Raw genomic sequence first — 25,926 nt, 5'->3', positions numbered from 1 at the left:
TTCGACCAAAGATCGCCCCGTGTCCCTGCACGGCTGCGCAAGGAATCCAAGCAGATGTCTTATCCGACCATCGAATCCACCATCGGCAACACCCCGCTGATCCAGTTGCCGCGCATCGGCGGCGAAGAAGCCAAGCGCCGCAACAACCTCATCCTCGGCAAGCTGGAGGGCAACAATCCCGCAGGCTCCGTCAAGGACCGCGCTGCCTACTCCATGATCACCCGTGCCGAGGCGCGCGGCCAGATCAAGCCGGGCGACACCCTCATCGAAGCCACCAGCGGCAACACCGGCATCGCCCTGGCGATGGTAGCGGCCATGCGCGGTTACAAGATGGTCTTGCTGATGCCGGAAAATCTTTCCGAAGAACGTCGCCAGAGCATGGCCGCCTATGGGGCGAAGATCGTGCTGACGCCCAAGAGCGGCGGCATGGAATACGCCCGCGACCTGGCCGAGCAGATGCAGAAGAACGGTGAAGGCCTGATCCTCGACCAGTTCGCCAATCCCGACAATCCGCTGGCACACTACGAGACCACCGGTCCCGAGATCTGGCGCGATACCAAGGGCAGCATCACCCACTTCGTCAGTGCCATGGGCACGACCGGCACCATCATGGGCGTGTCGCAGTACCTCAAGGAGCAGAACGCCCAGGTGCAGATCGTGGGTGCGCAGCCGGAAGAGGGCTCCTCCATCCCCGGTATCCGCAAGTGGCCCGAAGCCTACCTGCCGAAGATCTTCGACCGCTCGCGCGTGGACCAGGTGGAGTCGGTCAGCCAGGCCGATGCCGAAAACATGGCCCGCAAGCTGGCCGTGACCGAAGGCCTGTTCTGCGGCATCTCGGCCGCCGGCGCGTGCGAAGTGGCGGTGCGCCTGTCGCATCAGCTGGAGAATGCGACCATCGTCTTCATCGTCTGTGATCGCGGGGATCGCTATCTGTCCACCGGTGTGTTTCCGGCGTGAGCCGGGCAAGATTGCAGTCGCGCCAGACGTGAGTGCAAGCCGCAATGAAAAACGGAGCCAGAGGCTCCGTTTTTTGTATGGTCAGACGCGAGGAAAACTTATTTTTTGCTGAGCAGAAACTAAGTAAACCCCGGTATCCGCAACACCACCATGACAGCGGTGCTGCGTGAGAGCACCCGCTTACTCGGGCGTGCCGCCAGTCGGTGCCGGTGCGCCCGGTGCTGCACCTGGCTTCGGCTTGAACTGCTTGTCGCTGATACGGAATTTCTCGCGGCGGTCGCCCATCAGTTCGCGCAGTTCGCGGATCGACAGTTCGCTCACCTCGTGCATGCGGATGAGCAGCGATGCGCCCACCGGCAGGCGGCGGTGACGGATCTTGCTGATCACCGGCGGTGCCACTTCCAGCGCACGCGAGAGCGCGGCATCGTTCTTCAGGTGCAGCTTTTCGATCAGCGCATCGAGCAGATGGTTGGGATCGTAGTTGACGTGATCGGTGATCGAGTTGGATTCAGCAGTATCGTGGGTATTCATGATCGGGACGTTCCATTATGCAGATGTTTGTGGAAGGCTTTGCGCCTATGCATTAATTGTTTGTAAAACTGCAAAACGCGACTGACGTTATCCGAGAAGGGGTTGCCTTTTTCTGCAAGATATCGAAAGCCCTATCAAAGAACGGCTTCAAAACAACACGTATCTATTTCTCTGTTCTCTGACCAAGTGCGCCTGAAGCAGCACAACAATAATTCTATGTCTATATAGAAATAATTGCACATTTTTCATGCAGTCAGAAAATTCTATTCCACAATAGTTGCAGAAACTCATTTTCGAATTTGTAACAGATATTAACAGGATTTTTTGCCCATTTGCTAGCGTTGTTCTTTTGATACGACAAATGGGAGCATATTCCACCCACTTAGCCCCAATTTGCGCAAGGTAGCCATGTTTTTCTCAAAGATGGCGGCCGCATCGGGGTAGGCCGCCACGGCCCGGTCGATGCTGCTTTCTCGCAACAGATGGAGGATGGGAAAAGGCGAGCGATTGCTGTAGTTCTCGATATCGTCGGGTCCCGCGTCGGCAAACTGGTAATCCGGGTGGAAGCTGGCGATCTGCAATTGCCCGTCCAGCTCCAGTCTTTCCAGCAGGCGGTCGGCCCAGTCCAGGAAGTCGTTGTACTCGTAAAAATCGGCTAATGCGAGCGGGATGATGAAGAGGGTGGTATCCACCTGTTCCGGGTCGGCTTGTGCGAGAAAGCTCAGTTCTTGTTCCAGCTCAACGGAAAGTGCATCCCAATCCTGATGCCGGCTGACGTGGTATCTGACCTGATTCTTCACATGGACCGACTTGGCAAATGGACAGAGATTCAGGCCGATCACGGCCTGCTCCAACCAGGCGCGGGTAAGGGCTACGACGTCCTTGTCGCTCGTAGTTGTCGGGGAAAGGGCTGGGGAAGGTGAAGAAGTGCTCATAGGGGCATTGTCGCACGGCCACAGCGGGGGAAGCCACGGTGACTCGCCCCCGGTTTGACCTGCTCCAACACAAACGCCCACGGCCGCGCCAGATCGGCTATGCTTGCCAACCTTTGGCGGCGCGGCCCGGCTGCGCTGCTGCCTTTTCCCGCACGAACAGATTCCCATGGCGCTCAAATCCACCATCTTCAAGGCCGACCTGCAGATTTCCGACATGGACCGGCACTATTACCAGCAGCATGCCCTGACCATCGCCCGCCATCCTTCCGAGACCGACGAGCGCATGATGATCCGCGTGCTTGCTTTCGCGCTCAATGCCAGCGAGGCCCTGGCCTTCGGCAAGGGCTTGTCCGATACCGACGAGCCGGACCTGTGGCAGAAGGACCTGACCGGCGCCATCGAAGTGTGGGTGGAAGTCGGCCAGCCGGATGACCGCGCCATCCTCAAGGCCTGTGGGCGTGCGGACAAGGTGCTGGTCTACAGCTACAGCAGCACCTCCCACATCTGGTGGAACCAGACCGGCAGCCGCGTGGATCGCGCCAAGAATCTCAAGGTCATCAACATCCCGGCCGAGGCCAGCCAGGCCCTGGCGGCGCTGGCCCAGCGCACCATGCAGCTGCAATGCACGATCCAGGACGGGCAGGTCTGGCTGGGTGCCAATGAGAACATGGTGTTGATCGAGCCGGAGACCATCAAGGACTTTGCCTGATTGCCAGCATCAGGCCACTTCAAACCAAGCGCAGAGGAGACAAGAGCCAGGGCCATACCTCCCTGTTGCCGATGCAGTACGTCCAATGGCCCGCGCCCAAGGCGCAGGCCGGCGGGCAGCAGTGCGGCTTGCTGTTCTCAGGAATCCGCACTGCTGCCATGCCAAGGAGTTACCAGCGATAACGCCAGCCCGCCACCACGGCGTGCTGGGTCTGCAGGTCGTTCAGGCCCAAGTTGTAGTCAAGGAACAGGCTCGACGCCTGGCCCAGCTTGCCGGACAGGCCCGCACCCAGCACCAGGCCATCGCGCTTCTGTTGCAGGCCGGCGACCTGGAAGTTGACGCCCGGCGCGCCCTGGAAGGAGGCGTTGAGGCTACCGCCGGCATCCAGCCATTGATGGCTCCAGAAGGCACGCAGCTCGCTCTGCAGCTTGCCGTCTTCGCGCAGGGGCAGGTGCCAGCGGGCACCCACCATCGACACCGCCGAGCGTGAAGTCTGTGCACTGGCATTGAGGCCGAGCACACCGGCACCGTTTTCGGAGAAGGCATCCTGGCGCAGCAGCGTGCCTTGCAGCGAGACCAGCGGCTCGAACACGTAGCTGCCACGATCGATACGATAGCTGGCCTCGGCATGCAGGCCCAGTTCATCGCCGTTGTAGTCACCGCTCGCGCGCGAGACATCATTGCCGATCACGATGCTGCGCTGGGTAGCGTACTGGTTGCGGCCATAACCGACGATGCCCTTGAAGCGCCAGTCACCGCTCTGGTACTGCGCGTACACGGCAACCTGATGGCCTTCGACCTTGGCGCTGTCGCCGGCGGTGTTGTAGGCCAGGCGGGTATTGTCGTAGTGATAGGCCAGGCCCGCACTCCAGCGATCATCCAGCACCCGTTCCACCCCCACCAGCAGGCCATTGCTGTTACTGGTGTAGCCGGCGGCGTTGCCGTCGGAGCGGGTATTGCCATGGCCGCCCGCAACCTGCGCCCAGGCGCCGCCATCTTCGCGCGCACGCAAGGGCAACAGGCCACTGCTGCCGTTGCTGCTGTCGGTCATGGTAGCGGCGCTGTACTGGTAGTCATAGCGATCCGTCTCAGCCGAGGCCAGTTGCAGCTGGCTCATCGCAAAACCGCTGCCGCCGGAGAAGGCGGACCCGCCGCCGATGTTGCGGTTACCCAGGGTCTGCAGCGATTGGCCCATCAGGCCCAGCGTGGACAGGCCCTGATAGGCGCGTCCCCCCAGGCTCTCGAAGGCGCTGCGCGCCTGCACCGCCGACAGGCCGTCGATCAGCGCCAGTTTGGCGCGCATGGCGCTGGACAGGCCTGTCACCTGGCCGGCCTGGCTCAGGGCATTGGCCACGCTGGCCTGGTTGCCGGTAGTGGTGACCGAGGCATAGCTGTTGCCGTTGCGCGCCATCGTCAATTGCACCGCATTGCCGGTATAGCTGACCGTGGGCGAGACAAAGGCAAAGTCGCTGCGCACGGCATTGAAGGTGCCGCTCACGCCGCCACTGGTCGACAGGATGGTATAGGGCGTGCTCAGCGCATAGGCGCCGCTGCCGGCGGCGATCGACAGGCTGCCGGCCAGGGTGGCATTGCCGTTGACCTGGATCAGGCCGCCGCTGCCGTCGGCGCTGGTGCTGACCTGGGTGGTGGCGCCGTCCTGCAGGTTCAGGTTGCCCTGGACCGTCAGCGTCGACGTGCCGGCCGTGGCCAGCGTGCCACCGGCGGCGACGGTGGTGCTGCCCACCGTGCCGGTGCCGGAGAGGGTGCCGCCACTGTTGACGCGCACTGTGCCACCCAGCACGCCGTTGACACTGAGCTTGCCGCCATTGACATTGGTGCGGCCGGCGAAGCTGGTCGAGTTGCCGCTGAAGACCGTTTCGCCGGCCAGCTGGTTGATCGTGCCGTTGCCCGAGATGGCCGCTGCCAGCGTGTAGTTGCTGCTGCCGCTGGCATTGTGGTTCAGGTTCAGCGTACCGTTGCCGGCGCCGAAGGCCAGCGATGTGGTGTCGAGCTGGCCGGGCGCGGCTGCCGTGCTGCCAGGGGCGGCACCGACGTTGAGGGTACCTGTGGAACCACTGCTGGTGGCGATGCGGATCACCGAGGCGGTAGCGCGCGCGCCGTTGCTGATGGTCAGGGTGCCATTGCCACCGGCCCCGACATGCAAGGAGTTGGTGGTGATCCAGGCCGAGTTGGCACCGGTCAGCGTCACGCTGCCGTTGCTGTTGGCATTGTTGGCGATATAGCTGCGGTTGCCGGTGACCTGCCCGCCATCGGAGATGGTCAGCGTACCGTTGCCCAGGCGACCAACGTTGACGTCCGAGCTGCTGCTCCAGGTGGAGCCGGCCCCGGTCACCGTCATGGTGCCGGAGGCGCCATTGAGGTCGCCCAGCAGGCCCTGCACATCGTTGATGCGGCCGCCGCCCGAGATGACGACGCTGCCCGTGGCACCATTGTTGTGGCCGACCAGGAAGTCTCCCGAGTGGTTCCAGACCGAGCCGCTGCCGGTGACCAGGGCGCTGCTGTTGGACCCCGCTTCGGTTCCCACATAGCCATCGGTGCTGGTGACGTTGCCGCCTCCCGAGATGGTCAGGTTGCCGCTGCCGACGTTGCCCACGTAGAGCACGCCGGTGTTGATCCACTTGCTGCCGCTGCCGGACACGGTGACATTGCCGCTGCTGCCTGCCAGGTGGCCGACCAGAGCGCCCGTATCGGTGACCACGCCGCCATTGCTGATGCTGAGGTTGCCGCTGGCACCGTCGCCGTAGCCGATCGACAGGCGATCGCTGGCGGTGAAGTTGGCATTGTTGACCGTGAGCGTGCCGCGCGCGCCAGTAACGTCACCCAGATGCACGACCGCGGCGGTCGCATTGGCGCCATGGCTGACGGTAAGTCCTCCGGTGCCGCCCGTGGAGCCGGAGCCGGCGTCACCGCCTACGGTGAGGTTGCCCGCCGCCAGCGAAGAACCGGTGCCGCTGACGCTGACGCTGCTGTTGGAGCTGCCCTGGCGCCCGATTACCGTATAGGCGCTGCTGACATTGGCACTGCCACTGATGGTGAGGTTGCCATCGTTGACCGTGCCCACGAAGAGCGAACCGGTATTGGTCCAGCGACTGCTGACGCCGCTGATATTGACGGTTGCCAGCGTGCTGCCGGCGGTACCGATCACGCCGGTAACCGAATCCACCGTGGAGCCACCGGTGATGGAAAGGCTGGCACTGCCGCCACTGCCGACCGTGAGGCGGTCACCGATCAGCCATTGCGCCCCGTTGATCAGGCTGGCGCTGCCATTGCTGCCGCCGCCGCTACCCAGCACCACCGAGCCGCTCATGTTGACGACACCGCCATCGACCCGTATCGTGCCGACCGCTCCGGTGTTGCCGATGACCAGGCCGTTGCCGATCAGGCTGCTGTTGGTATTGATCGTGAGGTTGCCTACGCCACCGCTGCCACCACCGACATACGTGGTGCCGCTGACGTTGGCGAGCGCCCCGGCGCCAAGCGTCAAGGACCCGACGCCATTGAGGCCGACGATCGCATCGCCGCTGCTGTTGAGCCGGGCGCTGCCATTGGTGCCGCTGCCGGTGACGGTAATGGTGCCGTTGGAGCCGTTGCTGTTGCCGATCAGGATCGACGAGGTGTTCAGCGTCGCCTGGTTGATCTGCAGGTTGCCCACCGTACTGCCGCCGACGGTCAGTGCCTGGATGGTGGTGTTGCTGGAAAGCACCGGATCGACGCCGGGATAGGCATTGATGACCGCAGCATCCGTGGAGGTGGGGGCTGCCCCCGTCCATTGCCAGTTGCTGTTGTTGGTCCAGTTGTTGTCGACGTTGCCGGTCCATGACGCCACCTGGGCGTTCGCGGTGCTGCCGATCAGCAGCAGTGTTGCCAGTGCGCTGACTGGCAACGGTCTTGCATTGGCGAAGCTGCGCTTCGAGTGCATGATTTCCCCCCCCCGGGTAAGAGGCTGCCTGTTGCCGACATCTCTTTGCGGATGAGCTGGCGTTGCAGCCGATGTTTGTTATTGATTGATCTTTACGGAAAGCCGCCATGATTTTACAGGCATCAAGGCGCTCTTATGGCGAGAGGGATTGTTTTTGTGAAAGCGGCTCTCATCGGCGAGCCTTTTTTTGTTGTTGGCGGGCCCGCCAGGAATTTCCACGCGCATCAACAAGTGATCCTGGAGGCAGTCAGCTGATGAGACAGGTGCGCCCATCACGGGCGCTGGAGGGCGCAACACAGTAGAAATCTCGGCGCATTGAAATGCGGTGTCCTCTATCTCTCGCACCACCAGCGCAATCGAATACCAATTCTGCGAAGTCTTAGTTTTCCGGACGCGTTTTCTTAATCTACGGCCAGTAAAAACTTAGTTTTTTTCCAGCGCCTGCGCACGTTGTTCCAGATGCCCCAGCAGCCGCTGCCCTTCGCTGGAGTGGAACCAGTCGGCATGGCCGAGGAAGTAGGTGTCATAGGCCAGCGAGGCATTCTGCGGCGACTGTGTCACCCCATGGAAATAATCCAGCTCGGCCAGTGCGAACTCGGCATGCACCAGCGGCAGCAGGGCGGCCAGTGCACGCACCTGGCGTGCCGTCAGGGGGAGCGTGGCGGCATAGCCATCGAGCATCGCATCCAGCAGGTCCAGGTGCACCAGTTGCTCCGCCCGCTGCGCAATGGCCAGCCACTCGACGATGTTGCGCTCGATCGCCGTAGCCAGGTCATGCAGGGCGCAGGTGCGATCGCACAAACCGAAATCGAGCACGGTCTGGACCTGGGCTTCACGCGTGGCATCGCTCCACAGCAGGTTGGAGGCGTGCCAGTCATTGTGCGTCCACAAGGGGACGAATTCATCGAGGTAAGGTTTGAGCGCGGCATGCCAGGGCAGCAGGTGCTGCGCCACTTCGCCGCGCCAAGGACGGTTTTCGAGATAGTCGGCAATGGCCGGGCGCTGCTCGATGTAATGCTGCAGCGGACGTACCGGATCTTCCTGAGAGAAGATGGTGAAGCTCGACACCAGCGGACGCGCCGGGCGCGCCGGCGCATCGTAACCGGCCGAGGCCTGGTGCAGGCGCGCCAGCATCTGCCCCGCTGACCGGGCATGGGTGCAACTGGTAAAGGGCGTCCACGACATCGCCTCGCGATACAGGTCGACGCCCGGCGCCAGCGGGAAAACTTCATAAGTCCAATAGTCGTCGGCCAGCGCGGTGGCGCCCTCATTGGTAGCCAGGGCGCTGCTGACCGGCAGCCCGCGCGCCTGCAGGTGCGCAGCGAAGCGATGTTCTTCGGCCAACGCCGCCACATCGCGCACGCGCGCATGATGGCGCTTGACGATGACAGGTCCGCTCTCGGTCTGCATCACGCAGGCCGCCGAGAACGGGCGCGGGCTGTGCCACTCCAGCCGCAGCGGCTGGCCCACGCCAGGATAGTGGCGCAGCACGCGCGCGACCTCCGCCGAGGTCAGCGCGGGCCAGTCGGAGATGACCGGCTCCACGCCCATGCCGTGGCTGATGACGCGGGTGAGATGATGGGAAGCGGCGTCCATGGAAATTCAGCAGGTCGGCAGGTCAGAAATCATATTGCAGCGACAGCCGCGCGGTGCGCGGCGCGCCCAGGTGCACGTAGCCGTCGCCCAGGTACTGGCCGGCATCCTTCCAGTATCGCTTGTCGAAGACGTTGTCGAGGTTGGCGCGCAAGGTGGCAGTGTGGCCGCTGACACGCAGCTGGTAGCGCAGGCCGGCATTGAACACATGCACGGCCGGCAGGCTCACGCTGCCATCGCGAGTGGCAGGCTTGCTGGCGCTGTAGAGCCAGCTGCCCATCAGGTTCACGCCTTGCACGCCCGGCAGGGCGTAGTCGGCATAGACGCTGCTGCGCAGGCGCGGCACGTTGACCACTTGCTGGCCATCGTAGGCGGCGGTGCCGGTGTCGCTGGCGCGCGCGCGGGTGGCGGTCACGCTGGCACCGACGGCCAGGCGCGGGGTGAGCTTGCCGCTGGCGCCGAGTTCGAGGCCGGTGTTGGTTTGCTTGCCCTGCTGGACATAGGTTAAACCTTCGAGAGAGTTATCCGGCTTCTGATACTCGTAAGCCTTGCGAATACGGAATACGGCAGCGGTCAGTGCGAGCTCAGGCGAGGCATCGTACTTCACCCCAGCTTCCAGTTGCTTAGCAACGGACGGTGCTAATACCTCGTATTTGTTGCTAGTCCAGAAGGGGGCTGTAGTGCCGAGCGTCAGCGTTTCCGCGTAGCTGCCGTATAGAGAGACGTTCTGTATTGGTTTAAAAATCAAGGCCAATTGTGGCAAGAACAGGTTACGCGACGTGGTGCGTGGGTTAGTGCCGAAGGCCTGCTCGTTCAGCCACACTTCGCGGCCCCCCGCAAGGGCTTGCCAACGCTCAGAAAATTGCAACCGATCACTGAAGAAAAGTGCCTTCTGTCGGCTGTCCAGATTTCTGTAGGCGGGTGGAATGATCGCGTTTGCAGGAGCGAGCTGCTCGGTACCGGTGTAGATATTCCCGCTTCCCACTTGCACGCTGATGCCATCCGATTTATCCACCACCCGGCGCGACATGGCCACACCCATGGTCAGCTCATGCTTGAGCCAGCCAGTCGCGAACTTGCCGATCATGACCGCCTGCGCTTCATCATTGCGGCGTTCGTCGTTGGGCACGCGATAGTCATACACATCGAAGTCGCCGTTGGCTGCAAAGGTCGAAGAAGCCCCGCCACCGCTGCCATAGGGGAAAGCCAGGTAATCATCGATGACCGCCCGGCTGCGGCCCGCCTGCACATAGCCATGCCAGTTGGCATTGAAATCGGTATCCACCCGCAGGCGATAGTTGAGCGAGCTGTCACGCACCGGCTGCGCCCACGATTGCGGCGTCAGCATGGTCTTGGGCGAGACGCCCGAGGGCAGCGTGGTGCCGCCCAGCAGCTGGTAACCGGCCACAGAGTGCTGGGCCTTCTGCTGGTATTCGGCGTCGAACTGCACCAGCGTCTTCGACGACAACGCCCAGGTCGCCGAGAGCGAAGCGAAGTCGCGCCAGCCATCGCCATTGTTGACGTAGGAGTGGATGTCTTCGTGCGCGGCATTGATGCGCAGGCCGAACTGTTTCTGTTCACCGAAGAGCGTGCCCAGGTCGGTGGCCAGATAGCGCGATCCGTAGGAGTCGGTCCCCAGCGTGATCGAACGCACATCGGCCGGACGCTTGGTGACGTAGTTGACGATGCCGCCCGCGCTGCTCACACCGGCCTGCAGGCCGGCCACCCCCTTGAGGAATTCGACGCGCTCCTTGTTCTCCAGCGCGATGGTCTGCTCGCCGGCCACGGTGAGGCCGTCGATGCGATAGGCACTGGCCGGGTCCAGCGTGATGCCGCGGATGCTGAAGTTCTCGTAGTAACCGACCGGGGCATAGTTCTCGTTGATGGAGGCATCGTTCTTGACCACATCGGAAAGCAGGCGCGATTGCTGGTCGCGCATCTGCGCAGCGGTGACCACGGCCACCGAGGCCGGCGTATCGATCAGCGGCGCCTCGTCGAAACCGGCCACGCCCGCCGAGCGCACGCGGCTGGCATCGCGTCCGGTGCCGCTGGCGGTGACGTTGACGGTGGGCAGGGACTCGCCCTTGTCGTCGCGGGCGTCGGCCGCACGGGCGGTCGCCGCAAGGCCTAGCGAGGTGCCGGCCAGCGTCAGCATGAGCGTGGAGGCCAGGGGTGCAATGCGTTTCATCGTGGTTCTGTCGTGGAAATAAAGGAGCAGGAGCGCGCCGGGCACGCTCCCTCATCGAGGCTCAGGTGGAAGTTCAGCGATTGCGCGCCGAGGCAACGGCACGGCCGAGGTCAGCTACCGACATCGCGTAGAAGTAGCTGCGATTGTACTGCGTGATGGCGTAGAAGTTGTTGGTGGCCACCCAGTACTCCGTGGGGCCGGTGCCGTTCTGCAGGTCGACCAGGCCAAAGCGCAGGGCGGCCGGCAGGCCGGAGGTGGAGATGCCGGCGGCTTGCAGTTCCTCGACGGTGTACTTGGCTTCCAGGCCCTGGTTGAGCATGGCTTCCCACTGGCGGTTGTCGCTGGAGACCGTGACCGGGAAGGCCACCGGTTCGCCGCGCTGCCAGCCATGCACGGCCAGGTAGTGGGCTACGCTGCCGATGGCGTCCACGGGCGAATTGCGCAGGTCGATCTTGCCATCGCCGTCGAAGTCCACCGCGTATTCGCGGATGCTGCCCGGCATGAACTGCGGCCATCCGATGGCGCCGGCATAAGAGCCGCGCAAGGACATCGGATCGATGCCGGCCTCGCGCGCCAGCAGCAGGGTGTTTTCCAGCTCGCCGCGGAAGAAGGCCATGCGCGCATCACGGTTGGCGGTGTTGGGGTAGTCGAAGGCCAGCGTGGTCAACACATCCATGACGCGGAAGTTGCCGGTATTGCGGCCATAGACGGTTTCCACGCCGATGATGCCGACGATGATCTCCATGGGCACGCCGTATTGCGCCTCGGCGCGCGCCAGGGCCACGCCATAGGTGTTCCAGAAATCGACGCCGGCATTGATGCGCACCGGTTCCACGAAGCGTGCGCGGTAGGCCGCCCAGTTCTTGGGCTTGTTGCTGGGCGCCGGCTTGATGAGCTGGATGGCGCTGTCCACGTAGCGGGTCTGGGCGAAGAGGGCGTTGAGGTCGCTGCGCTGGAACTGGTTGCGTTCGGCCATCTCATCCATGAAGCGCGCCACGTCCTTCCACTCGTTGAAGTTGACGAACTCGCCCTGGTCGGCAGCGGCCACCGTCTTTTTGGCGGGCGGCCTGGCTTTCTTCTCTGCTGTCTTCTTGTCTTTCTTGTCCACCGCCTTTTTCTGCGTTTTCTTTTCCACAGGCTTGCCGTCCTGCGCCTGCACGGTCATCGGCAAGGCACACAGTGTGGAGAGCAGCAGGGGGGAGGCGAGGGCGGTGAGGCGGGGCAAGGAGATGGGCATGAGCAGGATGAGCAGCAGGGGGAGGCCAGACAAGGGGGCAAGTATACCGCATCGGCCGCGCCGCCCCGTGCTGGTGCATGGTGCCGACGCGCCTTTGACCACGATAGGCGGCAGCCAATGTACACTAGTCCAAGGAGACAACCCGGGCAGCCTGGTGCTTGCCTGGTGGCAATATCATCGCAACAAGATCGCAACAAGAGCAAGAATGACCACCGCCATCTATACGCACGCCGATTGCCAGCGCCATGAAATGGGTGACTGGCACCCCGAGACGCCCGCTCGCCTGGAAGCGATCGAGGACCAGCTGATCCTGAGCCGCATTGACCAGTTCCTCGACCGCCGCGAAGCTCCGCTGGCCGATCCGGCCGACCTGGAGCGGGTGCACACCGCCGCCGCCGTCGATTACGTGCGCGAGCACAGCCACGCCCTGAGCCTGTCCGGCGAGCCTTACCATTCGGTCGATGGTGACACCCTGCTCAACAAGCACAGCTGGAAAGCCGCCCTGCGCGCGGCCGGTGCCGCCGTGGCCGCGACCGATGCGGTGCTGGCCGGCGAACTGGACAATGCCTTCTGCGCGGTGCGCCCGCCGGGTCATCACGCCACGCCGGGCAAGGCCATGGGCTTCTGCCTGTTCAACAACGTGGCGGTGGCGGCGCGCCATGCCATCGACGTGCACGGGCTGGAACGGGTGGCCGTGATCGATTTCGACGTGCATCACGGCAATGGCACCGAAGACATTTTTGCCCATGATCCCCGGGTGCTGATGGTGAGCTTTTTCCAGCATCCCTTTTATCCCTTTTCGGGCGACGGGCCGACCGAATCGCACATCGTCAACGTGCCGGTGCCGGCCTATTCCGATGGCAGTGCGGTGCGCCAGCTGGTGACCGAGAAATGGCTGCCGGCGCTGCATGCGCACCAGCCGCAGATGATCTTCATCTCGGCCGGTTTCGATGCCCACCGCGAGGATGACATGGGCCAGATGGGCCTGGTGGAAGCGGATTACGCCTGGATGACGCGGCAGATCATGAAGATCGCCGACCAGTACGCCAAGGGCCGCATCGTCAGTTGCCTGGAGGGCGGCTACAACCTGTCTGCGCTGGGACGCAGCGTGGTGGCCCACCTGAAGGTGCTGGCCGACCTGGAGTGAAAGTTAGATTTTCCACAGGCGTTTTTAAGAAATGGCGCGATAAAAACTAAGGTTTTTGTCGCGCCTTGTTTTTATGCACAGGGGCAGGCAGTGCGCCGCCCGCAGCATCCTTCATCAAACCTCGGCAGGCGCATTTGCCTCATGAGCCTCATGGGCCTCTGGGGTCTCATAAGCCTCATAGGCCCCAATGATCGCATCGGCCACCGCCCGCACCCGGGCCGTGCGGTTCAAATCGCTGTGCAGCACCAGCCACATGTCGTAAGGCACGGCCCGCTGCGGCCAGATGCGCACCAGGCCGCTGGTCTTGTCGCCCACGTGCGTGGGCAGTTCGCCAATGCCGAAACCCGCCTGCAGGCTGTCATACATGACCAGCCCGGTGCTCACTTCCATGGCCACGCTGGCGTGCGCAATGGATTCGCCGCAGATCTGCTCGGACTTGCTGGGCGAGACGCTGCGCGGATAGATCACCACGTCATGTCCCTTGAGGCCCGTACCGGGATCGGGCAGTCCGCGCTTTTTCACATAGGCTTTGGAGGCATACATGCCGGTATGCAGCCGCTTGAGATGGCGCGCGATCAGGTCCGGCGCATCCGGGCGCACGGTGCGCACGGCGATGTCGGCTTCACGCTTGGTGAGGTTGGTGATCTGGGTGGAGGTCGAGAGCACCACGCGGATTTTCGGATGTGCCTGGCGCAGCCGGTGCAGCGCCGGCAAGAGGAAATGGCGCGCCGTTATATCGGTGGCCGCCAGCCGCACCACGCCGCACAGGCGTTCATCCATGCCCTGCATCTGCCGTTGCAACTGTTCCGCGCCTTGCTCCATCTGGGTGGCTGCTGCCGCCGCCAGTTCGCCCGCCGGGGTGGGTACGTAGCCGCTGGGCGTGCGCAGGAACAGGCGCGCACCCAGCGAGCTTTCCAGTGAGGCCAATCGACGGCCCGCGGTGGCCTGGTCGATCTCCAGGTGTTCGGCGGCTCCGCGCAAGGTGCCCACGCGATAGATGGCCAGGAAGATGCGGGCGTTGTCCCAATCCATGATGTGCCTTTGCTGCAAGAAGGGAAGTGAGGGAAGTGAGGGAAGGGCGTGATGCAAATTTGCATCAGCGCGCTGATTTTATACCTCTTTATTGCATCACGGCCCAAGCCTAGAATCTGGCCCATTCAACCCCGCCCCGGCCTTCTCCGGTCGCGGGTTTGCGGTTTTCCCTCGCACCCTGCGTGCAGAAAGTCCTCTTGCCATGTCTTCCACACAATGCCCTCGTGCGCCAGCCCCGGTGCTGGCGCCTCCCCTTGCCGATGCCGCGCCGCGCGCCGGCATGCTGCCCCTGGTGGCGCTGGCCATCGGTTTCGTCATGGCCATGCTGGACGTGACGGTGGTCAACGTCGGGCTGTCCAATATCTCCACCAGCCTGGATGCGCCCTTGTCCATGCTGGTGTGGATCGTCGACGGCTACACGCTGACCTTTGCTGCCATGCTGCTGGTGGGTGGCGCGCTGGCCGACCGCTTCGGTGCACGCCGGCTGTACCTGGCCGGGCTGTTCCTGTTCGTGCTGGCCTCCTTGCTGTGCGGGGCGGCACCCAACGGTCCCTTCCTGATCGCGGCACGCCTGCTGCAGGGCTTGGGCGCGGCCTTCTTCATGCCCAGTTCGCTGAGCCTGCTCACGCACGTCTATGAGGATGACCGCGTGCGTGCCCGCATGCTGGGCGTCTGGTCGGCGACCGTCGGCCTGGCCGCGGCTGCCGGACCGCTGCTGGGCGGCGTGCTGATCCACTGGCTGGGCTGGCGCAGCGTGTTCCTCATCAACGTGCCGGTCGGCTTGGTGGGTTTGCTGATGGCCCGTAAGCTGATCCCGCAGGTGGCCGGTCATGCCCGCGCCCTGCACCTGTTCAGTCACCTGGCTGGCGTGGTGATGCTGGCCGCGCTGTCCTTCGTGCTGATCCAGGGGCCGGTCTATGGCTGGATTTCGCCGCGCATCCTGGTCGGGCTGGTCGTGGCGGTGCTGGCCGCGGTGGCTCTGGTGCGCCATGAACTGCGTGGCATCGCACCGCTGTTGCCGCGTGCGCTGTTTGCCACGCCGCAGTTCGCGGCGGCCAATGGCATTGGTTTCCTGATCAACTTTGGCGTCTATGGCAACCTGTTCTACCTGGCCCTGTTCCTGCAGCAGGGGCGTGGTGCCGACGCCTTGCAGACCGGCTTGCAACTGGTGCCGATGATGGCGGTGATCTTCTTCGGCAACCTGATGTCGGGCCGCATGTCGGCCCACTGGGGACCGCGTGTGCCGCTGCTGCTGGGCTTGTCGGTGGGCGCTGCCTTTACTGCGGTGGCGATCAGCTTCCGCCCCGAGACGCCCTACTGGATCTTGGCCCTGGTCTGCGCTGCCGCCAACCTGGGCGTGAGCACCGCCATTCCCGCCATGACCACGGTGGTCATGCAGGTGGCCGGCAAGGCCCATGCCAATAGCGCCGCCGCGGCACTGAACGCCAATCGCCAGATCGGTGCCTTGGTGGGGGTGGCCTTGATGGGGGCCATCCTGCATAGCGTGCAGGCGTGGAGCCTGCGCAATGGGCTGGCTTTTGGCGCCATGGCGGCGGGCTACGGCACGGCGCTGTGGCTGGTATGGCGCTTCGTCGGTGTTGTCAAGGAGCAATGGGTGACGCGCCGCGCGTGAGTGCGGGTGTTGTTCCCCGTCCAACGGCCTGCCCCGACTTGCGCGCGGCAGGCCGTTTTCTTGGGGATTTGTTAGGGATTGGCGGGGCAGGGCCGTAAAATAGCGCCTTCAACGAAATACGCATCAGAAAGAAGCCCCGCATGTCCATCCAATGGTTCCCCGGTCACATGAACTCTGCCCGCCGCAAGGCCGCGGAGAGCATGGAAAAAGTCGATATGGTCATCGAAGTGGTCGATGCCCGCCTGCCGCAGGCCAGTTGCAATCCCATGATCGAGCAGCTGCGCAATGCACGCCAGCGCCCCTGCCTGAAGATCCTCAACAAGACCGACATGGCCGACCCGGTGGCTACCCAAGCCTGGATCGACTACTACAACAGCCAGAAGGGCGTCACGGCCGTGGCCCTGTCCTGCAAGAAGCCCTCCGATGTGGCGCGCGTGCCCAAGCTGGCCATGCAGGTGGCACCGCATCGCGGTACTGCCTTGAAGCCGCTGCGCATGATGATCATGGGCATTCCCAACGTGGGCAAGTCGACCCTGATGAATGCGCTGCTGAAAAAACGCGTGGCCGCCGTCGGTGATGAACCGGCCGTGACCAAGACCCAGCAGCGTCTCTACCTGGGCAACAACATGGTGCTCACCGACACCCCCGGCATGCTCTGGCCCAAGATCGAACATCCCAGCGATGGCCTGATGCTGGCGGCCAGCCATGCGGTGGGCAGCAATGCACTCATCGAAGAGGAAGTGGCGACCTTCCTGGCCGACCTGCTGCTGCAGCGCTATCCGCAGCTGCTCAAGGCGCGCTATGGCTTCAATACCGACGGCATGGATGGCGTTGCCGTGGTGGAGGGGGTGGCGGCCAAGCGCGGTTTCCGCCTCAAGGGCGGCGAGTACGATTTCGAGAAGGCCGCGCACACCTTCCTGCAGGATTACCGCAGCGGCGCACTGGGCCGCATCTCGCTGGAGACGCCGCAATCGCGTGCCGAACTGCTGGCAACCTATCGGTCCACCGACAATCCCGATGCCCTGCAGGCCGAGGATGAAGAGGAAGACGACGACTATGACTGGCGAGACGCTCCGGATCACCGGGGGCGTTGAATCTGAGTTATCTAAGTTTTGCTTTCCGGAAAACTTAGAAAGCGGATTGCAAAAACTAAGTTTTTTGGGGATCACCGGCAAGCTGCCGATTCCCGTCCAATGAAAAAGGCCAGCTCGATGAGCTGGCCTTTTCGTTGATGCAGGCAAGTACGGGGTGGCGGATTACCAGGAGGTGATCACGGAACCCTTGTACTTTTCCAGCACGAACTTCTTCACTTCCGGGCTGTGGTAGGCCTTGACCAGCTTGGCGACCCAAGGCTTGTCCTTGTCGGCGATACGCACGGCGATCACGTTGGCGTAGGGACCGGTGGAGGCTTCCACGGCAATCGCATCCTTGGTCGGCGACAGGCCGGCCGATTCAGCGTAGTTGCCGTTGATGACGGCAGCGTCGAAGTCATCCAGCGAACGCGGCAATTGGGCGGCATCCAGTTCGACGATCTTGATCTTCTTGGGGTTCTCGACGATGTCCAGCGGGGTTGCCTTCAGGCCGGCATCGGCCTTGAGCTTGATCACGCCCTTGGCTTGCAGCACCAGCAGGGCACGGCCACCATTGGTCGGATCGTTGGGCACGCCCACGCGCGCACCTTGTTTCAGGTCGTTGAGCGACTTGATCTTCTTGGAGTACACGCCCATCGGGAAGGTGATGGTGCTGCCCACGCTGACGAACTTGTAGCCGCGGTCCTTGATCTGCGCATCCAGGTAGGGCTGGTGCTGGTAGGAGTTGGCGTCCAGGTCGCCGGCCGAGAGGGCCGCGTTGGGCTGGATGTAGTCGGTGAATTCGATGACCTTCATCTGCACGCCGTCTTTTTCCAGCAGCTTCTTGACCTGTTCCATGATCTCGGCGTGGGGACCGGCGGTCACGCCCATCTTGATCTGGTCTTCGGCCATGGCCGGGGCAGACACCAGGCCGGCGGCCAGGCCCAGGCCTGCGATGAATTGAATCAACTGACGACGCTTCATGACTTTCCTTTCGAGCTTTGAGGTGGGCAGCGGATCGCTGCCGTTTTTTATGAATTGCGGTGTTCAGCGGTGGCTGAGCTTGCGGACCAGCAGGTCTCCCAGGGATTGCACCAGCTGGACGAACACGATCAGGATCAGCACCACGGCCAGCATCACTTCCGGCAGGAAGCGCTGGTAGCCGTAGCGGATGCCCAGGTCGCCCAGGCCGCCGCCACCGATCGCACCGGCCATGGCCGAATAACCGACCAGGCTGACGAAGGTGATCGTGAGACCGGCGACGATACCAGCAAATGCTTCAGGCACCAAGACCTTATAAATGATTTGCCAGGTGGTGGCGCCCATGGCTTGCGCCGCTTCGACCAGGCCGTGATCGACTTCGCGCAGGGCGGTCTCGACCAGCCGCGCAATGAAGGGCGCGGCGGCGATGGTCAGCGGCACGATGGCCGCGGCGGTGCCGATGGAGGTGCCGACGAAAAAGCGCGTCATCGGGATCACCGCCACCAGCAGGATGATGAAGGGCGTCGAGCGCACCGCATTGACCAGCAGGCCGGCGATGCGGTTGAAGGCGACATTGGGCAGCACGCCCTTGGATTCGGTGATGTGCAGGGCGATGCCGAGCGGGATGCCCAGGAGCGAGCCGACCACGCCCGAGATCACCACCATCATCAGCGTCTCGCCGAAGGAGCTGACGAACAGATCGATCAGTTCAGATGACATGGTTGAGCTCCTCGACGACCACGCCCTGCTCGCGCAGGTATTGCATGGCTTGGTTGATGTTGTCCTGGGTGCCGTTGGCGAGGATCGCCAGCGAGCCGAAAGCCTGGCCCTGGATCTCGTCGATCTGGCCGTGCAGGATGTTGAAATTCAGGTTGAAGCGGCGCACCGCTTCCGACAGGTGCGGCTGGTCCACATCGTTGCCGGTGAAGGCGAAGCGGAACAGGTGGTCCGTGCCCTGGCCGGCGTCGGCACGCGCCAGGCGCTCGCGCAGGCGGGCCAGCACGCCCTTGGGCAGCTCGTGGGCAATGACGTCGCCGATCAGCGCGCGGGTGACTTCATGGCGCGGCTGGCGGAACACGTCCAGCACTTCGCCCTGTTCGATCACCTGGCCGGCTTCCATCACGGCCACGCGGTCGCAGATCTGCTTGATGACTTCCATCTGGTGCGTGATCAGCACGATGGTCAGGCCCAGTTCCTTGTTGATCTTGCGCAGCAGTTCGAGGATGGAGCGGGTGGTTTCCGGGTCCAGCGCCGAGGTGGCTTCGTCCGAGAGCAGGACCTTGGGATCGTTGGCCAGGGCGCGGGCGATGCCCACGCGCTGCTTCTGGCCGCCGGAGATCTGCGCCGGATAGCGATCGCGCAGGGCGGTCAGGCCGACCAGTTCCAGCAGGGGTTCGACCTTGGCCGCGATCTCCGACTTGCTCTTGCCGGCCAGTTCCAGCGGCAGCGCGATGTTGTCGTAGACGCTGCGCGAGGAGAGCAGGTTGAAGTGCTGGAAGATCATGCCGATGCCACGGCGCGCTTCGCGCAGCTGGGACGAGGACAGCGAGGTCAGGTCCTGGCCATCCAGGACGATGCGCCCGGACGTGGGACGATTCAGCAGGTTCAGGGTACGCACCAGCGTGCTCTTGCCAGCGCCGCTGCGGCCGATGATGCCGAAGATCTCGCCCTTGCGGATCGACAAATCGACATTGCGCACCGCTTCGACATTGCCGAACCGCTGGGTGACAGCTTGTATTTCGATCATGATGGAAAAGAAGAATGGCAGCGGGCCCCCGGGTGCCAGTGCCAGCGCGGCATCGTGGGACGCTGCGGGCGGGTCAGGACCTCAGGTCTCCACTGCCATCAATATTTTTATAAGAAGCCGCTATTTTAAGGCGGCACGGTTATATGGGGAAAATAAATTTTCGTCTATGCATATAACTGGCGCGTCTTAGCAGGCGGCGGGAAGCCGCTTGTGCATTGGCTTTGCGGCCGGTTTGGCGGTGTGGGGGGGGCGGTGCGGCGCGTGGGTCTCGATGTTGCGCGAGAAAGTTGTCGAATAAGTTTTGTCGCCGACTTCATTTTTGCTTTGAACGGGGCCAGTGGCAGCGCCAGGGCTTATCTTCCTGAGTTTTTTGTCCCGCGTGCTGCAACTGCTGCAGCGCGCCGGACCCCGTCCCCGGAATCCTTCCCATGTATGCCTTTCCCGTCACTGACCTGGCAGAGCGCCTCGACGCGCTGCTGGAGCTGGCCGATATCGACGAAGTCATCCTCACCCGAGCCGGCGCCGACAACCTGGTGCTGGTCCGCGAACCGGTCTGGCGCGGCGTGCAGGAAGCCCTGCACCTGCTGGGCAACGACCTCAATGCCGAACGCCTGCTATGCAGCCTGCTGCAGTTGCGCGCCGACCTGTTGCCGATCAGGGACACACCATGACACCGGTATGGATGTCTCCCCTGGCGCGCGAGGACCTGGCCTGGTGGCGCTGCCACGACCGCCGCGTTGCGCGCGAATTGCTTCATTTGATACGCCGCCTGCGTGACGGTGCTTGCATTCCCCCCGCCCGCCAGGTGGGCTTGCCCCTGCGCTTGCCGGGTCTTTACGCGGTGCGCCTGCAGGGCGAGCACCGGCTCGTCATCGAACGCGTGGCGGGTCGGGTGGTGATTCACCAGTGTCGATTCCACTACTGAAAACATGGTCGGCAGGCTGACCAATATGCGCGACATTGGTTGCTATAAAGCTACAGAATATTCTTATAAAGCAGTGCATTTCAAAGAATGAGGCTTTTGAGGAAATAAAGTCGGTTTAAATTTGCCGTGACTTCTTGATTTTTCTTTGGGAAGCCGGGGCGTCCCGCTCGCCGTGCAGCGGTACCGCCCTTCAATCAACAGCAATCAAACCACTACGGAGTACTCTATGAAAAAGTCCATCCTGGCACTGGCCGTGCTGGCGGCCTTCGGCGGCGCGGCGCACGCGCAGAGCAGCGTGACCATCTACGGTGCGGTCGATGCCAGCTTGTCCTACACCAACAAGATCTCCACTGGCGGCAAGGATACGGGCGGCCAGATGGCTCTCGATTCCGGCCTGATGAAGGGTTCGCGCCTGGGTGTGAAGGGCGTGGAAGACCTGGGCGGCGGCATCAAGGCGCTGTTCACCATCGAGAACGGTTTCAACCTCGATACCGGCGAGGCGGGTCAGAAGGGTGTGCTGTGGGGTCGCCAGGCCACCATTGGCCTGTCCGGCAACTTCGGTACCATCCTGGCGGGCCGCCAGAAAGACGTGCTGGACGACGTGGGCAGCATCACCTCCCCGGGCGACTTCGGTGGCGTGGTCAGCCGGGTTCACTCGCTGAACCTGGATCGCACCAACGGCGAGCGCGTCAACAACTCCATCCGCTACAACACCCCGAACTTCAGCGGCTTCACCGGTAGCGTCATCTATGGCTTCGGCGAGGAGCCTGGCAGCACCGGCGCCGGCCAATCCTTCGGCTTGGGCGGTACCTACGCCAACGGTCCGCTGAACATCGGCCTGGGCTACTTCCAGAGCAAGATGGGCGGCAAGTCCGCCAGCGACGTCAACGGCGCGGCAGCTTGCAACGGCGCAGTGATGGCCATGGGCAAGGACAAGATCGGCGACAAGGCGGGCGACACTTGCCTGAAGACCTGGACCCTGGCGGCCGCTTACCAGTTCGGACCGGCCCGGGTCTATGGCTCCTACTCGCGCGTGAAGCTGCCGTTGGCCAAGGTGCCCTCGGAAATCGCCGACAATCCGAAGCACAACTACAGTTTCGCTGCGCTGGCACATCCCAAGGACCGTCGTGACACGCCTCTCTACAGCATGCCAAGCGACGGCGACTTCGTCATTGGTGGCTACAACAACGAGTCCAGCAGCACGCTGGACTTCGGCGTGCACTACCAGGTCTCGCCGGCCCTGTCGCTGATCAGCAGCCTGCAGTACACCCGCGCCAAGTTCGCCCGCAGCGCCGACGGCCGTCTGCTGCAGGTCAACCTGGGTGCCAAGTACGAGTTGTCCAAGCGCACTTCCACCTACGCCGTCGTGCGCAACCTGCGCTCGTCCGACATGTACAGCGTTGGCCTGGCCAGCGACCGTGTGCCGGGTAGTGATCGCAGCCAGACCGGCATCAACGCCGGCCTGATCCACAGCTTCTAAGTTCTGGCACTGCATCGGGCTCGTGGGAGCCCGATGTTTTGGCCCGCATCTGCAAGGATGCGGGTCTTTTTTTATGCAGAAAACTTTGTCCGCTGGATGCCCGGTAGACGCGGCTGCGCGCGCTGGCAGGGAGGCTTTGCATGCCAGATCCGCTGCGATCGCCGCCCAACAAAAAACCCGCATCATCGCTGATGCGGGTTTTTTTCTTGCAGCACAGGCCATGCGATGCATGGCCTTGGGCCGGAAGGCAAATTACATCATGCCGTCCATGCCGCCCATGCCGCCCATACCACCCATGCCGCCAGGCATGCCGGCCGGCTTGTCGTCCGCCACTTCGGCCACCAGGGCGTCGGTGGTCAGGATCAGGCTGGCCACGGAGGCAGCGTTCTGCAGGGCCGAACGGGTCACCTTGGCCGGATCCAGCACGCCCAGTTCCACCAGGTCACCGTAGGTGCCGTTGGAGGCGTTGTAGCCGAAGTTGCCCGAACCTTCCAGCACCTTGTTCACCACCACCGACGGCTCATCGCCGGCGTTGAAGACGATCTGGCGCAGCGGCTCTTCGATGGCGCGCAGCACGATCTTGATACCGGCTTCCTGGTCGGCGTTGTCGCCCTTCAGGTCCTTGACGTTGGCGCGAGCGCGCAGCAGGGCAACGCCACCGCCAGGCACGACGCCTTCTTCAACAGCAGCACGGGTAGCGTGCAGGGCGTCTTCGACGCGGGCCTTCTTTTCCTTCATTTCGACTTCGGTGGCAGCGCCAACCTTGATCAGTGCAACACCGCCAGCCAGCTTGGCCACGCGCTCTTGCAGCTTTTCACGGTCGTAGTCGGAGGTCGCTTCGCCGATCTGGGTGCGGATCATTGCCACGCGTGCTTCGATGCCAGCGGCTTCGCCGTTGCCGTCGATGATGGTGGTGTTTTCCTTGCCGATTTCAACGCGCTTGGCTTGGCCCAGTTCAGCCAGGGTAGCCTTTTCCAGGGTCAGGCCGACTTCTTCAGCGATCACTTGGCCGCCGGTCAGGATGGCGATGTCTTCCAGCATGGCCTTGCGGCGGTCGCCGAAGCCAGGAGCCTTGACGGCAGCGGTCTTCAGGATGCCACGGATGTTGTTGACCACCAGGGTCGCCAGGGCTTCGCCTTCGACGTCTTCAGCCACGATCAGCAGCGGACGGCCAGCCTTGGCGACTTGTTCCAGCACCGGCAGCAGGTCACGGATGTTGGAGATCTTCTTGTCGAACAGCAGGATGAAGGGATTGTCCAGGGCGACGATCTGCTTCTCTTGGTTGTTGATGAAGTACGGCGACAGGTAGCCGCGGTCGAATTGCATACCTTCGACGATGTCCAGTTCGTTTTCCAGCGACTTGCCGTCTTCGACGGTGATGACGCCTTCCTTGCCGACCTTTTCCATGGCCTTGGCGATGATGTCGCCGATGTCCGCGTCGGAGTTGGCCGAGATCGAGCCGACTTGAGCGATTTCCTTGGAGGTGGTGGTGGGCTTGGCCAGGTTCTTGACTTCGCCGACGATGGCGGTGACAGCCTTGTCGATACCGCGCTTCAGGTCGGTCGGGTTGAAGCCGGCGGCGACGTACTTGAAGCCTTCGCGCACGATGGCCTGGGCCAGCACGGTTGCGGTGGTGGTACCGTCACCGGCGTTGTCGGAGGTCTTGGAAGCGACTTCCTTGACCAGCTGGGCACCCATGTTTTCCAGCTTGTCCTTCAGTTCGATTTCCTTGGCGACGGAAACGCCGTCCTTGGTCACGGTCGGGGCGCCGAAGCTGCGCTCCAGCACGACGTTGCGGCCCTTGGGACCCAGGGTGACCTTGACTGCGTTGGCCAGGATGTTGACGCCGTTGACGACCTTGGCGCGTGCTTCATCGCCGAAAATAACTTGCTTTGCTGCCATGTTGGATTCTCCAGAAATTCGGTTCAGTTCATGTCGCCGGGCTCGGGCCTGAAGCTTCAGGGAGCGCCGGCTGCTGTCTTGTTGCCGATGGCCTTCACGTTTTCTCTATCTATATAGAAGGAAAAGGAAGGCCGGATGCCGAATTACTTCTCGACGACGGCGAACAGGTCTTCTTCGCGCATGACCAGCAGTTCCTGGCCATCGATCTTCACGGCCTGGCCGGAGTACTTGCCGAACAGAACGCGGTCGCCGACCTTCACGGCCAGTTGACGGACCTTGCCATCTTCCAGGATCTTGCCGTTGCCGACGGCCAGGACTTCGCCTTGGTCCGGCTTTTCGGTCGCTGCGTCAGGCAGAACGATACCGGAAGCAGTCTTGGTTTCCTGGTCGAGGCGCTTGACGATAACGCGATCGTGCAAAGGGCGAAGATTCATGAGAACTCCTTAATTTTCAATAAGTTAGCATTGATTGCGGCGATGCCTGCAACGGTTTTCTTCCAAATGCAGCAGACGTCACCGCATGAAAAAGGGGATTGCGCCCGGCGGCGCTGTTAGCACTCTGCCGTGACGAGTGCTAAGTATAGGGACGGGTTGGGGAATTTTCAAGGCGTCAATTGGTGGCGTTTGCCATCCTTCTCTGCAAGATTGACGCGATACCCTGCAGCAGCCGGGAACCTGCAGTATTCACGCTCATATCGGCCGCCAGACACTCTCATCCATCGGCGAGTCAGTTGAAATGTAAAAACAAAGTTTTTTTTACATCCGAAAATCGCATAAAAATTAGAAAAATCCCTTTATTATCAATTACTTGCGATTTGACTTTTCGATTGACTAGAGCTATCTTCGGCCATCCAATTTTTGGCAACCTTTGAAAATGTCCCCTGGAGCCATGAAGCTTCTTGAACTGCGTAAGCACCTCGGCATGAGCCAAGAGGCGTTTGCGGAGAGCATCGGCGCATCCCCCTCTCAACTGAGTTACATCGAGAGCGGTCAACGCCATGTACCGGATAAAGCCAGTGACATTTTGCGAATATGTGATGGATTGCCACTTTCGCAACATCAATATGCGGCGTTACATGAGGCGCTAACGCTTTCACTTGGGAAATTTCGACTTTCACCTGGCGCGCCAGAAGAGCAGTTTTTGCTATTGGCTGCATTGCGTGATGCCGTTATGAGGGAGCCCTCACGAGCGAAAGTTTTGCAATGGAGAGAATTGCTGCTGATAACCGCTAAGCAAACGTAAGCAGCATCAACGAAGCCTTAACTAGGAGGATCTAACGAAGACAACAGATTTGAATTTAGCCGCCTGACAGGCAGCAACTAGCTGCCTTCAGGGGATGACGCATACAGATACTACGGTGTAGGAGCCTCAAGTATCCGTCCGCGTCCTCCCCCTGTCAAGTTGCGCCCCCTGTTTTTGAGATGCCTTTCCTGGCAGGGGGACTTGCACCCTAAACATTTTGACGTTTTGGAGGTTACATGGAGCAAATTGGAGCGGGTCGCCGCATCTTAAGAAGAAATCCTCATCGAATTGTGGGCACGATTTCATTTCCTACTCTTGGAAATGCGGATAGGGAATGGGAGTCCGTAGTGGAAAGGGATGCCTACGCGATCATCGGATATTGCAGCGAGGTCGTTGGTATCAACACACAACCCTTTTCGTTCACATATGAGTCAGGCACAGGGAAAAAGGCAACCTACACCCCAGATGCTCAGATTCTGTTCAAGGAGGGGCGCGAAATACTACTCGAAGTAAAGCCAGCAATCTTCGCCCTAGCGGATGAGGAGTTCGAGCTGTTGATTTGCTCGCGGATTTGACCCTCTCCATTTGACCCACCTTCCACCGTCTACCAAAGGCGGCCACGCGGTCGTACGACCCTTCATATCCCAGCTCTTTTAAATCCAGGAACATCTGTTTCA

Annotated in this window: 22 protein-coding genes; 10 read left to right on the top strand and 12 right to left on the bottom strand. The window is 62.2% G+C overall.

All coding sequences use genetic code 11. From position 1 onward, the window contains the following. The first annotated feature begins 54 nt into the window (after positions 1-54). A complete protein-coding gene (gene cysM / locus FYB76_RS15125) occupies positions 55-957 on the top strand; it encodes a cysteine synthase CysM (protein WP_088754772.1) in 903 nt (300 codons plus the stop codon). A 180-nt stretch (positions 958-1,137) separates the two neighbouring features. Here cysM and FYB76_RS15120 read toward each other — a convergent pair whose 3' ends face one another. After that, a complete protein-coding gene (locus FYB76_RS15120) occupies positions 1,138-1,488 on the bottom strand; it encodes a hypothetical protein (RefSeq protein ID WP_088754773.1) in 351 nt (116 codons plus the stop codon). 335 nt (positions 1,489-1,823) lie between these two features. Continuing rightward, the gene (locus FYB76_RS15115) at positions 1,824-2,423 is read right to left on the bottom strand and encodes a DUF1415 domain-containing protein (protein ID WP_154134183.1); all 600 of its coding nucleotides are present in this window, start codon (positions 2,421-2,423) and stop codon (positions 1,824-1,826) included. A 166-nt stretch (positions 2,424-2,589) separates the two neighbouring features. Here FYB76_RS15115 and FYB76_RS15110 point away from each other — a divergent pair, with 166 nt between their 5' ends. Next, on the top strand, positions 2,590-3,132 hold the full coding sequence (locus FYB76_RS15110) for a YaeQ family protein (protein ID WP_145605297.1): 543 nt from the start codon (positions 2,590-2,592) through the stop codon (positions 3,130-3,132). Positions 3,133-3,301: 169 nt separating this feature from the next. On the opposite strand, the gene FYB76_RS15105 is transcribed toward FYB76_RS15110, so the two are convergent. The 4 genes from FYB76_RS15105 to mltB form a co-directional block, all read right to left on the bottom strand. Continuing rightward, entirely contained in the window at positions 3,302-7,072 is a 3,771-nt protein-coding gene (locus FYB76_RS15105; RefSeq protein ID WP_154134182.1) for an autotransporter domain-containing protein, read from the bottom strand. A gap of 423 nt (positions 7,073-7,495) precedes the next feature. Then, positions 7,496-8,668 (bottom strand): phosphotransferase enzyme family protein, encoded by a 1,173-nt coding sequence (locus FYB76_RS15100; RefSeq protein ID WP_154134181.1) that lies wholly within the window; start codon positions 8,666-8,668, stop codon positions 7,496-7,498. A 22-nt stretch (positions 8,669-8,690) separates the two neighbouring features. Next, positions 8,691-10,853 carry a TonB-dependent siderophore receptor gene (locus tag FYB76_RS15095; protein ID WP_154134180.1) on the bottom strand — a complete coding sequence of 721 codons (2,163 nt, stop codon included), beginning with the start codon at positions 10,851-10,853 and terminating at the stop codon, positions 8,691-8,693. 73 nt (positions 10,854-10,926) lie between these two features. Then, the gene (gene mltB, locus FYB76_RS15090; protein ID WP_154134262.1) at positions 10,927-12,090 is read right to left on the bottom strand and encodes a lytic murein transglycosylase B; all 1,164 of its coding nucleotides are present in this window, start codon (positions 12,088-12,090) and stop codon (positions 10,927-10,929) included. A gap of 205 nt (positions 12,091-12,295) precedes the next feature. Between mltB and FYB76_RS15085 the strand changes: the two genes are divergently transcribed. Further along, positions 12,296-13,237 (top strand): histone deacetylase family protein, encoded by a 942-nt coding sequence (locus FYB76_RS15085; protein WP_088754779.1) that lies wholly within the window; start codon positions 12,296-12,298, stop codon positions 13,235-13,237. A 114-nt stretch (positions 13,238-13,351) separates the two neighbouring features. Here the strand turns inward: FYB76_RS15085 and FYB76_RS15080 are convergent, their stop codons facing one another. Continuing rightward, positions 13,352-14,269 carry a LysR family transcriptional regulator gene (locus FYB76_RS15080; protein ID WP_154134179.1) on the bottom strand — a complete coding sequence of 306 codons (918 nt, stop codon included), beginning with the start codon at positions 14,267-14,269 and terminating at the stop codon, positions 13,352-13,354. 202 nt (positions 14,270-14,471) lie between these two features. On the opposite strand from FYB76_RS15080, the gene FYB76_RS15075 reads away from it, so the two are divergent. Both FYB76_RS15075 and ylqF read left to right on the top strand, forming a co-directional pair. Next, positions 14,472-15,902, top strand: coding sequence for an MFS transporter (locus tag FYB76_RS15075; RefSeq protein WP_229296978.1), 1,431 nt, complete (start codon positions 14,472-14,474; stop codon positions 15,900-15,902). Between the two features lie 140 nt (positions 15,903-16,042). Continuing rightward, positions 16,043-16,996, top strand: coding sequence for a ribosome biogenesis GTPase YlqF (gene ylqF / locus FYB76_RS15070; RefSeq protein WP_154134178.1), 954 nt, complete (start codon positions 16,043-16,045; stop codon positions 16,994-16,996). A gap of 162 nt (positions 16,997-17,158) precedes the next feature. On the opposite strand, the gene FYB76_RS15065 is transcribed toward ylqF, so the two are convergent. The 3 genes from FYB76_RS15065 to FYB76_RS15055 form a co-directional block, all read right to left on the bottom strand. Further along, positions 17,159-17,956, bottom strand: coding sequence for a MetQ/NlpA family ABC transporter substrate-binding protein (locus tag FYB76_RS15065; protein WP_088754782.1), 798 nt, complete (start codon positions 17,954-17,956; stop codon positions 17,159-17,161). A 63-nt stretch (positions 17,957-18,019) separates the two neighbouring features. Further along, a complete protein-coding gene (locus FYB76_RS15060) occupies positions 18,020-18,673 on the bottom strand; it encodes a methionine ABC transporter permease (protein ID WP_034333917.1) in 654 nt (217 codons plus the stop codon). Continuing rightward, on the bottom strand, positions 18,663-19,700 hold the full coding sequence (locus FYB76_RS15055) for a methionine ABC transporter ATP-binding protein (RefSeq protein ID WP_088754783.1): 1,038 nt from the start codon (positions 19,698-19,700) through the stop codon (positions 18,663-18,665). The genes FYB76_RS15060 and FYB76_RS15055 overlap by 11 nt, the downstream gene beginning before the upstream one ends. Positions 19,701-20,128: 428 nt before the next feature. Between FYB76_RS15055 and FYB76_RS15050 the strand changes: the two genes are divergently transcribed. The 3 genes from FYB76_RS15050 to FYB76_RS15040 all read left to right on the top strand — a co-directional run bounded on the left by FYB76_RS15050 (position 20,129) and on the right by FYB76_RS15040 (position 22,105). Further along, positions 20,129-20,371 (top strand): type II toxin-antitoxin system Phd/YefM family antitoxin, encoded by a 243-nt coding sequence (locus FYB76_RS15050; protein WP_088754784.1) that lies wholly within the window; start codon positions 20,129-20,131, stop codon positions 20,369-20,371. Further along, on the top strand, positions 20,368-20,625 hold the full coding sequence (locus FYB76_RS15045; RefSeq protein ID WP_158214911.1) for a type II toxin-antitoxin system YoeB family toxin: 258 nt from the start codon (positions 20,368-20,370) through the stop codon (positions 20,623-20,625). The genes FYB76_RS15050 and FYB76_RS15045 overlap by 4 nt, the downstream gene beginning before the upstream one ends. Positions 20,626-20,851: 226 nt before the next feature. Continuing rightward, positions 20,852-22,105: a porin gene (locus FYB76_RS15040; protein WP_154134176.1), complete on the top strand. Its 1,254-nt coding sequence runs from the start codon at positions 20,852-20,854 to the stop codon at positions 22,103-22,105. 252 nt (positions 22,106-22,357) lie between these two features. Here FYB76_RS15040 and groL read toward each other — a convergent pair whose 3' ends face one another. Together groL and groES are read right to left on the bottom strand one after the other, a co-directional pair. Further along, positions 22,358-24,007, bottom strand: a complete 1,650-nt coding sequence (gene groL, locus FYB76_RS15035; protein WP_088754787.1) for a chaperonin GroEL — start codon at positions 24,005-24,007, stop codon at positions 22,358-22,360. A 143-nt stretch (positions 24,008-24,150) separates the two neighbouring features. Further along, complete coding sequence (groES, locus tag FYB76_RS15030) at positions 24,151-24,441, bottom strand: co-chaperone GroES (protein WP_008115200.1); 291 nt, start codon at positions 24,439-24,441, stop codon at positions 24,151-24,153. Positions 24,442-24,895: 454 nt separating this feature from the next. Between groES and FYB76_RS15025 the strand changes: the two genes are divergently transcribed. After that, positions 24,896-25,249 carry a helix-turn-helix domain-containing protein gene (locus tag FYB76_RS15025; RefSeq protein WP_181458997.1) on the top strand — a complete coding sequence of 118 codons (354 nt, stop codon included), beginning with the start codon at positions 24,896-24,898 and terminating at the stop codon, positions 25,247-25,249. 236 nt (positions 25,250-25,485) lie between these two features. Next, positions 25,486-25,824 (top strand): TnsA endonuclease N-terminal domain-containing protein, encoded by a 339-nt coding sequence (locus FYB76_RS15020; RefSeq protein ID WP_154134175.1) that lies wholly within the window; start codon positions 25,486-25,488, stop codon positions 25,822-25,824. The last annotated feature ends 102 nt before the right edge of the window (positions 25,825-25,926 follow it).

Source organism: Herbaspirillum sp. CAH-3 (assembly GCF_009668275.1).
In the GTDB taxonomy this organism is placed as follows: domain Bacteria; phylum Pseudomonadota; class Gammaproteobacteria; order Burkholderiales; family Burkholderiaceae_D; genus Herbaspirillum; species Herbaspirillum aquaticum.
This window is presented reverse-complemented; position numbering and strand designations above follow the sequence as displayed.